The sequence below is a fragment of the Spirillospora sp. CA-142024 genome, assembly GCF_050942325.1.
In the GTDB taxonomy this organism is placed as follows: domain Bacteria; phylum Actinomycetota; class Actinomycetes; order Streptosporangiales; family Streptosporangiaceae; genus Spirillospora.
Genome location: NZ_CP192077.1, coordinates 1,437,234 through 1,450,758 on the forward strand (window position 1 = coordinate 1,437,234; position 13,525 = coordinate 1,450,758).

The following is a 13,525-nucleotide window of genomic DNA, read 5'->3' on the forward strand; positions in this document are numbered from 1 at the left end:
CAGGAGGGTGCGTGTACGAGGCGATCATCTATGAGGTGGCGGAGCGGGTCGCCACGATCACGCTCAACCGGCCGGAGGCGCGGAACGCGCTGAGCGACCAGATGATCGAGGAGCTCCTGGACGCGTTCGACCGCGCCAAGACCGACGCCGACGTCCGGGTGATCGTCCTCACCGGGGCCGGTGACCGCGCCTTCTGCGCAGGCGCCGACCTGGGCGGCCTCGGCCGGGCCCAGGCCGACGGACGGCCGGTCGCCGACGCCGCCGCCATCCGCGACAGCGCCCCGTTCCGCCTCTTCACGGCCTTCCCCAAGCTCGGCAAACCCATCATCGCGCGCCTCGCCGGACACGCCGTGGCCGGCGGCCTCGGCCTCGCCGCCGCCTGCGACCTGGTCATCGCCGCGGACGACGTCAAGCTCGCCACCCCCGAGGTCAACGTCGGCCTCTGGCCCATGATGATCATGGCGATCATCAACCGGAACGTCGCCCCGAAGCACGCCTTCAAGCTCTACTACACCGGCTCCCGCATCACCGCCGCCGAGGCCCGCGACATCGGCCTGGTCACCGAGGCCGTCCCGCGCGCCGACCTGGACGCCCGCGTCGACGACCTCGCCCGGGTCATCGCGTCCAAGAGCCCCGTGGGCCTGCGCCGCGGCCGCGACGCCTTCTTCGCGGTCGAGGGCCGCCCCCTGGAAGACCAGGTCGCCCACCTGCTCGGCGAACTGGTCGAGCTGACCGCCACCGAAGACGCCAAAGAAGGCATCACGGCCTTCCTGGAGAACCGCCCCCCCGACTTCCAGGGCCACTGAGACGGGCTAGTTCGCGGGCGTGAGCTCGGTCAGGGCGAGGTGGGAGAGGATCTTCAGGTGGCGGACGCGCAGGGGGATCGGGGTCTCCAGCATGGCCGAGACCTGTTCGTCCCATGAGGCGGCGGCGAGCGTCAGGTCGAGGACCGCGTCGTCGTCGCCGGAGACCAGGGCGAGCGCGAGGTCGAGCGCGGGGCTCGGGCCGTCCACCTGCCGCCGGAACTCCTGGAAATCGGGGAGCCGATCCGCCGCGGGGCGCAGGGCCGCCAGGACGATCAGCCATGCCCGCGCCGCCGCCGAGGCGTCCGGCCACAGGGCCAGCAGTTCGGGCAGGTGGTCGGTGATCGCCTGGCAGGTGGCCGCCTCGTCCGAGCCGGCCTCGCCGGTGGGCGGCACCGGGTCGATCGTGGCGATGTAGGTCAGGTGGATCAGCAGGTCCAGCCGGTACACGGGGGACAGCTGCGGTGCGCGGGCGAGCTGGACGAGGAACCTGACGGTCTCCGGCGTGCAGTCGTAGCAGGTGTCCTGATGGACGACGGTACTGAAGTACTCGTCGATGGCCTCGTCCCACTCCTCGTCGTTGGCGGCGAGCCCCCGCAGGATGTCCGGGACTTCGTCCGCCGGCCCGTAGGCGCCGGTGAGCGCGGCCCAGTCGACGTCGTCGAGCCCCCGCAGGACGACGGGTTCGCCCGTCGGCCCCTCCGGCGGCTCCGGATTCCCGAGGTCGTGGACGACGGCCGGGCGGGAGGCACGGGCGGGTATCCGGGAGAACGCCGAGATCCGCGTGTCCCGTACCTGCTCCACGGTCCGGTCGCAGACGGCCTCTCCCTCGGGGAAGAACCGGCGGGCCGTCTCCGGATGAGCCACGGAGCGCCCGAGGTCGGCACCGAGGTCCACGGCGAGTTCGGTGACGACGCGGTCCTCGGCGGCCGTCCACCAGGTCTCGTCCTCGTCCGGGTAGGGACCCTCGTCGAGGCTGGCGATCCGCCAGCCGGAACCGGACGCCGGAGCGACGCGGACCAGTGTGTGACCACGCGCGGCCAGCTCCTGGGCGCCCTCGCGGGCCGTCTCCTCGTCGCTGACGAAAAGGCTGAAGGTGGTGGCATGCCGCGGAACGTGAATCACCGGCTCACTCTAGATGCCGCCCTTCCCCGCGGTGCCGCGTGTGAGACTTCGCTGCATGCTGCTCCTGGCGTTGCTGGAGGTCGAGGAGCCGACCTATCCGATGCGGTACGGCTTCAATGTGGCGCTGCGGCGGCTGGCCACCGCCCCCGGTGACGCGGGCCGGGTCGCGAGCGTCCGCGCGATCGCCGCCAAGGGACGGACGTGGGGCGATGTCGGCTACAGCCCGCCTGAGGCCGCGGAATGGCTGGCCTGCGGGCAGCCCTTGGAACATCTCCTCACGGTCTTCGAGGATGCCGATCCTTCGGACGAACTCGCGGCCTGCCTGCTCCAGGAGGCGGCGTTGCGGCATGACGTGCCGTCCGCCGCGGGATTCGCCAGGAGGCTGCGTGCCGCCGGGCATCCCCTCGCGGACCTGCCGCTGCGCCCGTCCCCGGCCGAGCGCGACCACGGCCTGCCCTGGTATCCCGGGCTGCCGAAGCCCCGCCGGCGTCACCCCGACGAGGGGGCGCCGGACGCGCCGGGGCCGGCCGGCATCGACATCACGGCGGCGGCGCTCGACTGGCCCGATGCGCGGCAGGCGTTGAGCGCCTACCGCAACTGGCCGTCGGGCGCGGACGTCGAGGAGGCCCGGCTGCTCCGGCTGGACCGTCCCCTTGCCGCCGCCGATTTCGGTGCCTCGCTGCTCCGCGTCCTTCCAGCGGACAGTACCGGCGCCGGCGTGACCGGAGTACGGCGGGTGACCGCCGGACATGTCCTGCGGAAGCTCTACGCCGGAGCCGCGTCCGGCGGCGTGTACGGCCCCGGCATGCACGGCGGCTATGCGCGCAAGGCGTCGTGGGAGTCGCTGGCGGCCCTGGCGGGCGTGCGGGAGACCGACGCCGCGGCCATCGAGCAGGCCGCCGGCCGGTGCACCTGGCTCTTCTATACCTCGGAGTGGCATCTCCAGGTCATCCCGCCGCTGGACGTGGGCATGGCCGCGCTCCGTCCCGACCACCGGACGGTGGCCGTCCTAGCCGTCACCGACTGCGACTGACTTGCGGGCGGTCAGGAAGCCGTCGATCTCGGCTGGTGGAGATGTCGTCCTTCGTTCGAACGTGTGAGCTACCATCGCCTCGTGGTGACACTGATGACAGTGACGAGAGGTGACTCCGGGAACGCCCGGTACACCTACCGGCTGCGGCTGTCGTCGACCGCCGAGCGGGCACTGCTGGCCGAGTGGGATCGGTGCCGGTGGGTGTGGAACCAGTGCGTCGCCGAAGCCCGCGCCGCCGCCAGGGCCCGGGAGAAGATCGGCCCCGCCAAGCTGGACAAGATGCTGACCGGCTGGCGCGCGGACATGGCCTGGCTGCGCCGGGGCGCGTCGGTGCCACAGCAGCAGATCATCCGTGACTTCGGCAGGTCCAGGGCGAAGGCGATCAAGGACATTCAGAACCGTGTGCCGGTGTGGCAGCGGGCGGGGATGCCCAGGTTCAAGAAGAGAGACCTGGCCGCCCCCACGCTGAACTACACCCGTCGCGGGTTCGGCCTCAGGGGCGGCCGCCTGCACTTGGCGGGCGGTATCGCGGCGCGGGTGGTCTGGTCGCGGGACCTGCCCGCCGAGCCGTCCTCGGTGCGGGTGCACCGCGACATCCTCGGGCACTGGTACGCCAGTTTCGTGGTGCCCACCCAGGTCGCGCCGCTCCCCACGACCGGGCGGGTGATCGGGATCGACTGGGGCGTGACCGAGATCGCCGCCACCACCAGCGATGCCCACGACCTTCCGCACGCCGAACATGGCAAGAAGGCCGCCGGGCGGCTGGCGTACTGCCAGCGGATGATGGCGCGGCGCCGGGCCCCGAAGGGCAAGGCGCAGTCCAAGGGGTACCGCAAAGCCCAGCGGCAGGCCGCCAGAGCGCACAAGAAGGTCGCGCGGCAAAGGCAGGAGGACGCCCGCAAATGGGCCAAGAACGTGGTGCGCGACCATGACGCCGTCGCGGTGGAGGACTTCAAGCCCAGGTCTCTGGCCAAATCGACGATGGCGCGCAAGGCCGCCGACGCCGCGATCGGCGCGGCCAAGCGCGAACTGATCAACATGGCGGGCAAGCACGGCCGCGACCTGCGGCTGGTGCACCCCGCGCACACCACCATGGACTGCGGACAGTGCGGAGCGAGAGCCAAGCACGCACTGCCGTTGTCGGAACGTACCTACACCTGCACCGTGTGCGGGCATGTCGCGCCCCGCGACAAGAACTCCGCGCACGTGATGCTGGTCCGGGCTGGTCTGGCCCCGGCTGGTGCTGATCGCAGAAGACCTCCGGGGACGCCGTCCCCAGAGGCGGCGTGAGCCAGGAATCCCCACAACATCTCGCGGCGGGAGGAACCCCCCTCCCCCAGGGAGGGGAGCAGTCAAGAACAGAAGCCAGAACCCGGTCGCCGTCAGCGGAATAGGGAATCGATGTAGTCCGCGCCCAGGCCGACCTGGTCGTAGTGCTTGCGGCACATGTCTATGTAGTCGTGGACGTCGAAGTAGCCCTCGGGTTCGCCTTTCTCGTCCAGCCAGATGAGCGGCCCCTTGACGATGAACAGCGTCTTCATCGGCTCCTCGTGCTCGTAGGCGACGAGGGTGTGGCCCTCACCGGGCGCCTCGTAGATGAAGTCGCCCGCCGTGGCCGTCCAGGGACGCTCCAGATAACCCCACTTGCCGGAGATGGTGTAGGCGAACACCTCGTGCGGGTGGTAGTGCCGGTTGACGAGCCCGGTCTCCTTGGCCCGCAGGATGTCGGACCAGGTGTTGTCCTTCACATTGATCCACAGTGGCCGCGAGCCGACCGTCTCCGTGAACGGCACGTAGAAGCGGTCGTCGTCGGTGGCGACCTTCGGCAGGTAGACCTCCGGCAGCGCGTCCGGCTTCTGCGAGTTCTCGATCGGCTTGAGGTCCTTCCAGAACTCCGACCCTGGGTTCTCCGGCATGCACGGCTCCTCGCGGTCACGTCTCTGCGAGTGAACCCTTTTCGCTCCGGCCTGTCTCCCCTGGGATGTTCTGCCTCGCCGATTCGCTCGGGCCTTTTCATTGGGGCTGTGCGGCGGCTTCGATCGCGTGGACGAGCATGTCGAGTTCGGTTTCGAAGATCTCGTCGGCGGTGACGGCTGTCAGGTGGGGCTCGGCGGCGTGCAGCCGGGGGTGGTCGGCCGTCCGGCCTTCCGAGGCGTCCAGGCTGGCGCGGCGGTGTAGGGCGGCGGGGTCGCCGTGCAGTTCGCGCTGGACCCGTCCCAGCACGATGTCCAGGAAGACCATGTAGTACCGGGCGGCCTGTCGTTCGTCGAGTCCCGCCTCCGCGAGGATCTCCAAAGTGAGCTCCACGGTGCGCAGTGCGCCGGGGCCGTGGTGGGCGCGGGTCGTCGCGATCTCCGCCAGGCCGGGATAGGCGGCCATCTCGCGGCGGATGCCCGCGGCCAGGAGCCGCAGCCGCCGGTCCCAGGGCCCGTCGTCGATGCCGGGCGGGACGACCTCCTGCTCGGCGATGGCGTCGGTGACGAGATCGACCAGTTCCTCCTTGTCGGACACGTGCCGGTACAGCGCCATCCGCGAGGCACCGAGATCGGACGCGAGCCGGCGGATCGTGAGCGCCTGCATGCCTTCGCTGCGGGCGATGCGCAGCGCGGCGTCGACGATCTGCGCGCGGTCGAGCGTGCCCCAGGCGCGGCGCTCCCCGGCCGGGCGCGGGGTGGAGGACGGGCTCACAGTCGGAACCGTATCTTGCGGACGGGCGTCCACAAGATTTAGGTTTGCCTAACCTAAATCTGCTCGGCCCCGGAAAGGGCGTGTCTCGTGGCTCCTCAGGAACAGTCCGTGCCGGTACGGCACGGGACGTCGGCGGGCGGCGCGCCCGGCATCGTGGCGGCGGCGTTGCTGCTGGCCGCGCTGGCGGCCAGCCTCGCCCAGACGATCGTGATCGTGGTGCTTCCCGCGTTCGCCCGCGAACTGTCCGCGCCCACCGCCGAGGTGACCTGGGTGCTGACGGCCTTCATGCTCGCCAGCGCGGTCGCGACGCCGATCGCCGGACGGCTGGGCGACCTGTTCGGCCACCGCCGGATCCTGCTCGCCTGCCTGTGCCTCTTCACGGCCGGCAGCCTGGTGTGCGCGCTGGCCGCCGAGTCCCGCTCCCTCGGCGCGCTGGTCGCGGGGCGCGCGCTCCAGGGCGTCGCCGGCGGCGTGTTCCCGCTGGCCTTCGGCATCGCGCGCACCGCCCTGCCGCCGGCTCGGCTCCCCGGCACCGTCGCCCTCCTCAGCGCCATGTTCGGCATCGGCGGCTCGGCGGGGATGGTGGTCGCCGGGCCCCTCGTGGACGCGTTCGGCACACCGTCGCTGTTCTGGGGGACGCTCCCGCTCGCCGGAGCCGCCCTCGCCGCCGCCCCCGCCCTGCCCGCCGTACGTCCGGCCCGTACCGGCAGGATCGACTTCGGTGGCGCGGCGCTGCTGTCCGGCGCGCTGGTGTGCCTGCTGCTCGGCATCAGCCAGGGCGGGACCTGGGGCTGGACGTCGCCCGCGGTTCTCGCGCTGTTCGGCGCGACTCTGCTGCTGTCGGCCGGGTTCGCCGTCCTGGAGGCACGGATCGGCGACCCGCTGGTGGATCTCCGGCTGATGGGCGTCCGGGGGCAGGCGACGACCAACCTGGTCACGTTCGTCGTGGCCGTGGCGATGTTCGGGGCGATCACGCTGGTCCCGCAGTTCGTCCAGACGCCTGTCGGCGCCGGGTACGGCTTCGCGTCCACGCCGTCGGAGGCCGGGCTCATCATGCTGCCCGTAGCACTCGTCATGCTGATCGCCGGACCCGTCGCCGCGCGGCTCGGCCACCGCCACGGGGCCAGGCTCCCTCTCCAGGCCGGGACGGTCTGCGCCGCCGCATCGCTCGCCGTCCTCGCGGCCGCGCACGGGCACATCGCGTACTTCTACCTCGCCGGTCTGCTGCTCGGCGCCGGATACGGCCTGGCCTTCGCCGCCATCGGACTCCTGATCGTGCAGAACGCCGAGGCCCACCAGACCGGCATCGCCACCGGCGTCAACACCATCGTGCGCACGGTCGGCGGGGCCGTGGGCGCCCAGACCGCCGCGGCCGTCCTGGCGGTTCGGGCGTCTTTGCCCTCCGAATCCGGTTACACGCAGGGCTTCACGGTCTTCGCCGTCCTGGCCGTCGCCGCTCTGGCCGCGACCGTCGTCGTCCCGCGCCGTCGCTGAGTGTCAGAGTGCCCGCCTAGGGTGCCCGCCATGGACCTTGGGCTTTCTGGACGGCGGGCGCTGGTGACGGCGAGCAGCGGCGGAATCGGCGCGGCGGTCGCTCACCGGCTGGCCGGCGAGGGTTGTGCGGTGCTGGTGCACGGCCGCGATGAGGGGCGGGCCCTGGAGGTCGCGGAGAGTGTGCGCGCCGCAGGCGGGGAATCCGAGGTCGTGCTGGGCGACCTCACCAACGACGAGGCCGCCGCGGACGTGGCCGCCCGAGCCCGTCGCTGGGGCGTGGACGTCCTGGTGAACAACGCAGGGCCGTTCGTGGAGCACGACTGGGAGACCGCCGAGCCCTCGGACTGGCTCGACGCGGTGAACGGCAACGTCGTGTCCGCCGTGCGGCTGATCCGCGTGCTCGTCCCCCCGATGCGCGAGCGCGGCTGGGGCCGGATCATCAACGTGGGAAGCCGCGGGGCGACCACACCGCTTCCGAACATGGTCGACTACTCCGCCGCGAAGGCCGCCGTGGTCAACATGACCACCGGCCTCGCCCGGCACCTCGCCGGATCGGGCATCACCGCCAACACCGTGAGTCCCGGCGTGATCGTCACCGTAGGCATGCGGCGCATGTTCGAAGACCGTGCCGCCGCCCAGGGCCGTCCCGCCCCATGGTCCGAGCTGGAGCCCCAGGTGCTGGCCGAGTACGCCCCGAACCCCAGCGGCCGCCTGGGCACCGAAGACGACATCGCCGCCGCGGTGGCCTTCCTGGCCAGCCCATTGGCCGGTTACGTCAACGGAATAGACCTCCGCGTGGACGGAGGCATAACGCAGGTCCCCTGAACCCCGGCGTGCGTTGCCCGGGCCGGTGGTTCTTGGAAGAATCTGTCAGGTGTACACCGGTGTTCGTTAGACGGGGGGCTCTCTCCACATGGACCCTCTACGGCCCGGCGATCCGCAACGGGTAGGGACGTATCGCCTGCTGGGACGGCTGGGCAGCGGCGGGATGGGCCACGTGTTCGCGGGCCGGTCGCCGGGCGGCCGGCTGGTCGCGGTCAAGCTCGTCCGTCCCGAACTCGCGGACGACGCGAGGTTCCGCCGCCGCTTCGCCCAGGAGGTCGCCGCGGCCCGGAAGGTCGGCGGCTTCTACACGGCCCAGGTGGTCGACGCCGATCCGGAGGCCGACCCGCCGTGGCTGGTGACGGCCTTCGTCTCCGGCCCGTCGTTGCACCAGGCCGTCTCCGAGCACGGGCCGCTGCCCGCGGAGGCGCTCGGCGTCCTCGGAGCGGGGCTGGCGGAGGGGCTGGCCGCGATCCATGCCGCCGACCTCGTGCACCGCGACCTCAAGCCGGGCAACATCATCCTCGCCGCCGACGGCCCCCGCGTCATCGACTTCGGCATCGTCCGGGCCCTGGACGACGCTCACAACTCCACCACCGTGCTCGGGACGCCCGGGTTCATGTCACCCGAGCAGGCGCGCGGTCTCCAGGTGGGGCCACCCAGCGACGTGTTCGCGCTGGGGTCGGTGCTCACCTACGCCGCGACCGGGAACGGCCCTTTCGGCACGGGCCCGGTGAGCGCGATCGTCTACCGGATCGTCCATGACGCCCCGGACCTCAGCGCCCTGCCCTCCCACCTCGCCGATCTGGTCGGCGCCTGCCTGGCCAAGGACCCGGAGCGGCGGCCGGGCCTCGCCGAGATCCTCGACCGCCTGGCCGTTCCGGCCGAGCCGGCCGGAGGCTGGCTCCCACCCATCGTCACGGCGATGATCGGCGCTTACGACCGCGAGTTCTCGCAGCCGGTGCCGGACATCTCCCCGCCCGCCCGTGCATGGCGTCCGACCCGCCGCGGGTTCATGATGGCAGGGCTGGGCGTCGCCTCCGTCGGCGCGGCCGTCCCGGCGGCCTGGCTCCTGCGCTCGCCCCCGGCGGATGCCGGGAAACCGGACCCGGCGCCGTCCCGCTTCGGCCCGCCGGTGACAGTTCCCGGAAATCACGGGGTGGTGCGATCCGTCGCGTTCAGCCCCGACGGCGCTCTCCTGGCCGGTGTCGGGGACGGCGGCACGGCCGACCTGTGGGACGTGTCCTCCAGGGCACCGACCAGGTCGTTCGCTCATCGAACCGTCAACCCGTTCGGCAAGCCGCTGCCGGAGGTCATCGCCCTCATGCCGAGCTTCCAGGCAACCCTGTCCACGGTCTTCACCCCGGACGGGGACACCTTGGTGATCGGCAACGGCGACGGGACGATCAGTCTCCGGAACATCAGGAACGGAACCCTCGCCGAACTGCCCTACACCGACCCCGTCCTGTGGAACGTCTCCCTCAGCGACGTGGCGATCGACCCGGCGGGCCGGACGCTCGCGACCACCTACGACTCCCCGCTCGTCAGGCTGTGGGATCCGGCGAGCCGCAAAAGCGGTGCGACCCTGACCACCGGCAGCGTGGGCTACTGGGTCGCGGCGCTGGCGTTCAGCCCCTCCGGTGACGTCCTGGCCACCGCCAGCGGCAACCGCCTTCCGGGCAACACCAGCACCGACGGGCTGCTGCAACTGTGGGACATCTCCTCGCGGTCGCAGATCGCCACCCTGGCGCATACGAACTCCGATGTTCACTCGCTCGCGTTCGGCCCCGGCGGCGCGACGCTGGCGAACCTCTGCAACGACGGAACGATCACGCTCTGGGACGTCGCGGCCCGCACTCCGACCGCCACCCTCACCGGGCCGGGATCCCGCGTGACCTGCATCGGATCCGGCGGGAAGGGCCTCCTGGCGGGCGGCTCCAAGAACGGCACCGTCACGCTGTGGGACATCGCCCGCCGCAGGAAGATCACCGTCCTCGAATCCGGCAACGGCGCCCAGGTCACCTGCGTTGCCGTCAGCCCGGACGGCAGAACCATCGCCGCCGCCGGCACCAGCCTCACCACCTGGACGCTCACGTAGGCGCCGCGGTCGATGGCCGTCCGGCGCCCCAGTCACCGACCGGGGTGGTTCTTCCTCACGGGATGAGGATGGTCTTGCCGCTGGTGCGGCCGGCCTCGGCGTCGGCGTGGACGGCCGCGAGCTCGGCGAGTGGACGGGCGGCGCCGATGTCCACGCGGAGCACGCCCTTATCGACGAGGGCGACGAGTTCGGCCAACTGCTCGGGGTCGTTGCGGGCGACGAAGTGCCCGGCCGTCACCCGGGCTCCGGCCGGAGGCTCCACCGGGACGGTGATCGAGACGAGCGCGCCACCCGGCCGGACCGCCCGGCAGAGCCCGGTCGCGTCCTCGGGCGATATCGCGGCGAGGTTGAACACCAGATCCACCGGACGGTCCAGGACCTCATGCGGCCTGTGGAGGGTGTAGTCGATGATCTGCTCGGCGCCGTACTCACGGACTCGCTCCGTGCTCCGCCGGCCGGCGGTGGCGATCACGTGCGCGCCGGCGTGCCAAGCGAGCTGGATGGCGAACATGCCCACGCCACCGCCCGCTCCGTTGATGAGAATTCGTGTGCCCGTCCCGAGGCGCGCGTGCTCGAACAGACCCTGCCAGGCGGTCAGGCCGGCGACGGGGATCGCTGCGGCATGGGCGAGCGGGATGCGGCGCGGAGCGCGGACCATCCGGGCGGCGGGGGCGGTCATGTACTCGGCCGCCGCGCCGCCCTCGTCGAGCCGTCCCACGACATCGTCGCCGACGTGCAGGTGTTCGACGCCCTCTCCGGTCTCGACGATCGTCCCGGCGGCCTCGGCGCCGAGGGTGAACGGCAGGTCCAGCGGCACGACGTCCCGCATCAGGCCCGCCCGGAACCCGACGTCCGAGGGGTTGAACGCGGCGGCGGCGACCTGCACCAGCACCTCGCCCGGCCCGGGAGCAGGACGAGGGACCCGCTCATAACGGATCACGCCGGGGCCACCGAACGCGTGCACGCGGGCGGCCATCATCGTCGGGCCCCGTCGAGCCGCCGTCTGTTCTGTCGTCATAAGCCGCCCCCGATGTTCGGTGATCTTCGGTCACCTCGACCGTAGGGTCCGACCACCAGACGACCAATGCGCATCCATCTCGAATTCATACGCGTTCGTCTCCCACGGCAAGATGTGGCTACCCTGCCCGGGTGGATGTGCTGAGCGATGTGATCGCGGTGATGCGCACCGGTGAGCCGCGGTCGGCCCTCGTGGAATGGCAGGCGCCGTGGGGTCAGCGGTTCCGGACGGTCCCGGGAGCGGCGGGCTTTCAGATAGTCCTGCGCGGCCCGTGCTGGGTGATTCCCGCGGAAGGTGACCCGTTTCCGCTGGCCGCAGGGGATGTGGTGTTCCTTCCGCATGGCGGTGAGCACGGTTTGGCCGACGCCCCGTCGACGCCGCTGGCCGAGCATGTCTGCGACCCGCAGGATGACGTGAGGTTCGAACGCAGATACGCTGCGGCGCCGGTCGGCCGGGTGCACGCCGCCGACCCGGCGACGGTGACGCTGTGCGGGGCCTACCAGCTCGGTGTGGGACGCGGCCATCCGCTGCTGGACGACCTGCCTCCGCTCTTGCACCTGCCCGCCCGGGTCGGGCATCACCCCCACCTGCGCGCCGCGGTCGACCTGCTCGGCGCGGAACTGGAACGGCCGCAGCCGGGGACGGACGCCATCGTGCCCGCCCTGCTGGACACCCTCCTGCTCTACATACTCCGGGCGTGGCTCGCCGAACGGCCCGCGCACGGCGAGGCAACCGGCTGGGCGGCCGCGCTCACCGACCCGGCGATCAGCGCGGCCCTGGCCGCCATTCACGGCGACCCGGCTCACCCCTGGACCGTCGCCGCACTGGGAAGACAGGCGGGCCTGTCACGAGCGGCCTTCTCCCGTCGATTCACGACCCTGGTCGGACGACCACCACTGGCATACCTGACCTGGTGGCGGTTGGCGACCGCGATGCGCCTGCTGCGCGACTCCGACGCACCGCTAAGCGCGGTGGCCGGCCAGATCGGCTACACCTCGGAATACGCTTTCGCCAACGCCTTCAAGCGTGAATTCGGCATCGCCCCTGGCCGCCACCGTCGCAACACCCGCCAGAAGAACGCGCCCTCCGAAGAGAGCCCCACCGGAGGAACGGCTACCGGTCGAGTTCGCCGCTCTTGATCCGGCCAAGGAGCCCGGCCACGGCCTCCCGCCCGAACCGAAGGACGGGGCCGTGGGGGTCGGTGCTGTCGCGGACGCCCACGGCCGCGTCGAGGTCGGCGAGTTCGACGCAGGTGCCGCCCTCCTGGCTTGTGTAGCTGCTCTTGCGCCATGCGAGTTTGCCGCTCTTGATGTGGGTCAGGAGTCCGGCCATGGCGTCTCGTCCGAACCGAAGGATGGGGCCGTGGGGGTCGGTGCTGTCGCGGACGCCCAGGGCTTCGCCAAGGTCGGCCAGTTCGACGCAGGCTCCGCCTTCCTGGGTGCTGTAACTGCTCTTGCGCCACTTGCCGTGCGTTGAGTACTTCACAGGCTCTCCATCACCTCCAGGATCAGAGCCTCAGAGGCCGTGCTGCTCAGTGCCGCGTGGGTAAGCATGTCCCACAGCCGCCGAAACTCCTTCACTTTAGAGCTTAGTGTGATCACGTGGCCACTGCTGCCCGCGCCTTCGGAATAGCCGACGTCGGGTTCGTCTTCACGGCTGAAGAGAGCAAAGCCCCCACCGGGGTAAACGGCAGCCTCATCTGGCACGATGGAGATGTTGATATGAGGCTCCTTGAGAAGCTCCAGTAGCCGTCCGAGCTGTGCCTTAGTGATCTCCTTGGAGCCGACCACCTTCCGGATGACGCTCTCCTGCAGGAGAATGACCACCCACGGTGGTTCGTCTCTACGAAGTATTTCTTGGCGTCCCATCCGAGTGGCAATCGCCTGCTCAAGGACGCCAGGCCGTTGCCCAGGGCGTAGGACGGCACGCGCGTAGTCCTCGGTCTGGAGCAGACCAGAAATGACGACGTGGTCGTAGACCCGGATCGCATCTGCTGTGCTTTCCAGCTCGGCGTACGGGCGAAAGAAGATCGGGATGCCCTCCTTGGCGGCGAGGGGCTGGAGCTCCTGAAAGGTGTCCTCGGTGCCGAAGTGGGCGTCCAGGCGTTCGGCGAGTTCGGGGGACGGGGCCTGGGCGGCGGTCTCGACCTTGGAGATCGTGTCGTTGGAGTAGCCGACCTCGCCGGCCAGCTGAGCCTGCGAAAGTCCGGCTTTGTCCCGAAGCTTCCGGAGCTTTGCCCCGAAAAGTGCCGCTGCCGACTCGGTCGGATCGAGACGCTTCCGATTCACCACGAGACGCCCTCCTGAAGTATCGAGTTGGACAAAGTCGATCCCACTTCCGACCGTAGTCGCCGTCTCACAGAATGTGTGCGGAATCATGTGATTCGAGCGGCGGAAGCGGTGGGATAAATGATCGTCAGGCGGGCGCGGTCGAGCGATGGGTTC

At 70.9% G+C, this 13,525-nt stretch carries 13 protein-coding genes; 7 read left to right on the top strand and 6 right to left on the bottom strand.

The genetic code is table 11. The features are described from left to right. Positions 1-11: 11 nt before the first annotated feature. Positions 12-806 (top strand): enoyl-CoA hydratase/isomerase family protein, encoded by a 795-nt coding sequence (locus ACQPZP_RS07105; protein WP_433476833.1) that lies wholly within the window; start codon positions 12-14, stop codon positions 804-806. Between the two features lie 6 nt (positions 807-812). On the opposite strand, the gene ACQPZP_RS07110 is transcribed toward ACQPZP_RS07105, so the two are convergent. Next, positions 813-1,928 (bottom strand): hypothetical protein, encoded by a 1,116-nt coding sequence (locus tag ACQPZP_RS07110; protein WP_433476834.1) that lies wholly within the window; start codon positions 1,926-1,928, stop codon positions 813-815. A gap of 55 nt (positions 1,929-1,983) precedes the next feature. On the opposite strand from ACQPZP_RS07110, the gene ACQPZP_RS07115 reads away from it, so the two are divergent. Then, a complete protein-coding gene (locus tag ACQPZP_RS07115) occupies positions 1,984-2,961 on the top strand; it encodes a DUF6183 family protein (protein WP_433476835.1) in 978 nt (325 codons plus the stop codon). A gap of 93 nt (positions 2,962-3,054) precedes the next feature. Further along, positions 3,055-4,251: an RNA-guided endonuclease InsQ/TnpB family protein gene (locus ACQPZP_RS07120; protein WP_433476836.1), complete on the top strand. Its 1,197-nt coding sequence runs from the start codon at positions 3,055-3,057 to the stop codon at positions 4,249-4,251. Positions 4,252-4,343: 92 nt separating this feature from the next. Here the strand turns inward: ACQPZP_RS07120 and ACQPZP_RS07125 are convergent, their stop codons facing one another. Both ACQPZP_RS07125 and ACQPZP_RS07130 read right to left on the bottom strand, forming a co-directional pair. Continuing rightward, positions 4,344-4,877 carry a 2,4'-dihydroxyacetophenone dioxygenase family protein gene (locus tag ACQPZP_RS07125; RefSeq protein ID WP_433476837.1) on the bottom strand — a complete coding sequence of 178 codons (534 nt, stop codon included), beginning with the start codon at positions 4,875-4,877 and terminating at the stop codon, positions 4,344-4,346. A gap of 97 nt (positions 4,878-4,974) precedes the next feature. Continuing rightward, on the bottom strand, positions 4,975-5,649 hold the full coding sequence (locus ACQPZP_RS07130) for a TetR/AcrR family transcriptional regulator (RefSeq protein ID WP_433476838.1): 675 nt from the start codon (positions 5,647-5,649) through the stop codon (positions 4,975-4,977). A 108-nt stretch (positions 5,650-5,757) separates the two neighbouring features. Here ACQPZP_RS07130 and ACQPZP_RS07135 point away from each other — a divergent pair, with 108 nt between their 5' ends. The 3 genes from ACQPZP_RS07135 to ACQPZP_RS07145 all read left to right on the top strand — a co-directional run bounded on the left by ACQPZP_RS07135 (position 5,758) and on the right by ACQPZP_RS07145 (position 10,063). After that, positions 5,758-7,143 (top strand): MFS transporter, encoded by a 1,386-nt coding sequence (locus ACQPZP_RS07135; protein ID WP_433476839.1) that lies wholly within the window; start codon positions 5,758-5,760, stop codon positions 7,141-7,143. Positions 7,144-7,173: 30 nt separating this feature from the next. Continuing rightward, complete coding sequence (locus ACQPZP_RS07140; protein WP_433476840.1) at positions 7,174-7,968, top strand: SDR family NAD(P)-dependent oxidoreductase; 795 nt, start codon at positions 7,174-7,176, stop codon at positions 7,966-7,968. A gap of 88 nt (positions 7,969-8,056) precedes the next feature. Continuing rightward, on the top strand, positions 8,057-10,063 hold the full coding sequence (locus ACQPZP_RS07145) for a WD40 repeat domain-containing serine/threonine protein kinase (protein ID WP_433476841.1): 2,007 nt from the start codon (positions 8,057-8,059) through the stop codon (positions 10,061-10,063). A gap of 55 nt (positions 10,064-10,118) precedes the next feature. On the opposite strand, the gene ACQPZP_RS07150 is transcribed toward ACQPZP_RS07145, so the two are convergent. Then, positions 10,119-11,042: an NADP-dependent oxidoreductase gene (locus ACQPZP_RS07150; protein ID WP_433476842.1), complete on the bottom strand. Its 924-nt coding sequence runs from the start codon at positions 11,040-11,042 to the stop codon at positions 10,119-10,121. Between the two features lie 170 nt (positions 11,043-11,212). On the opposite strand from ACQPZP_RS07150, the gene ACQPZP_RS07155 reads away from it, so the two are divergent. Then, positions 11,213-12,220, top strand: coding sequence for an AraC family transcriptional regulator (locus ACQPZP_RS07155; RefSeq protein WP_433476843.1), 1,008 nt, complete (start codon positions 11,213-11,215; stop codon positions 12,218-12,220). On the opposite strand, the gene ACQPZP_RS07160 is transcribed toward ACQPZP_RS07155, so the two are convergent. Both ACQPZP_RS07160 and ACQPZP_RS07165 read right to left on the bottom strand, forming a co-directional pair. Continuing rightward, entirely contained in the window at positions 12,195-12,566 is a 372-nt protein-coding gene (locus ACQPZP_RS07160; protein ID WP_433476844.1) for a DUF397 domain-containing protein, read from the bottom strand. The two genes, ACQPZP_RS07155 and ACQPZP_RS07160, sit on opposite strands and share 26 nt — an antisense overlap. After that, complete coding sequence (locus ACQPZP_RS07165) at positions 12,563-13,372, bottom strand: helix-turn-helix domain-containing protein (RefSeq protein ID WP_433476845.1); 810 nt, start codon at positions 13,370-13,372, stop codon at positions 12,563-12,565. Before ACQPZP_RS07165 ends, ACQPZP_RS07160 begins: the two co-directional genes overlap by 4 nt. Between the last annotated feature and the right edge of the window lie 153 nt (positions 13,373-13,525).

Excerpts from the sequence above, each read along its gene's own strand:
- ACQPZP_RS07115 (WP_433476835.1), top strand. The coding sequence starts at position 1,984 with ATGCTGCTCCTGGCGTTGCTGGAGGTCGAGGAGCCGACCTATCCGATG.
- ACQPZP_RS07120 (WP_433476836.1), top strand. The coding sequence starts at position 3,055 with ATGACAGTGACGAGAGGTGACTCCGGGAACGCCCGGTACACCTACCGG.
- ACQPZP_RS07125 (WP_433476837.1), bottom strand. The coding sequence starts at position 4,877 with ATGCCGGAGAACCCAGGGTCGGAGTTCTGGAAGGACCTCAAGCCGATC.
- ACQPZP_RS07140 (WP_433476840.1), top strand. The coding sequence starts at position 7,174 with ATGGACCTTGGGCTTTCTGGACGGCGGGCGCTGGTGACGGCGAGCAGC.
- ACQPZP_RS07145 (WP_433476841.1), top strand. The coding sequence starts at position 8,057 with ATGGACCCTCTACGGCCCGGCGATCCGCAACGGGTAGGGACGTATCGC.
- ACQPZP_RS07150 (WP_433476842.1), bottom strand. The coding sequence starts at position 11,042 with ATGATGGCCGCCCGCGTGCACGCGTTCGGTGGCCCCGGCGTGATCCGT.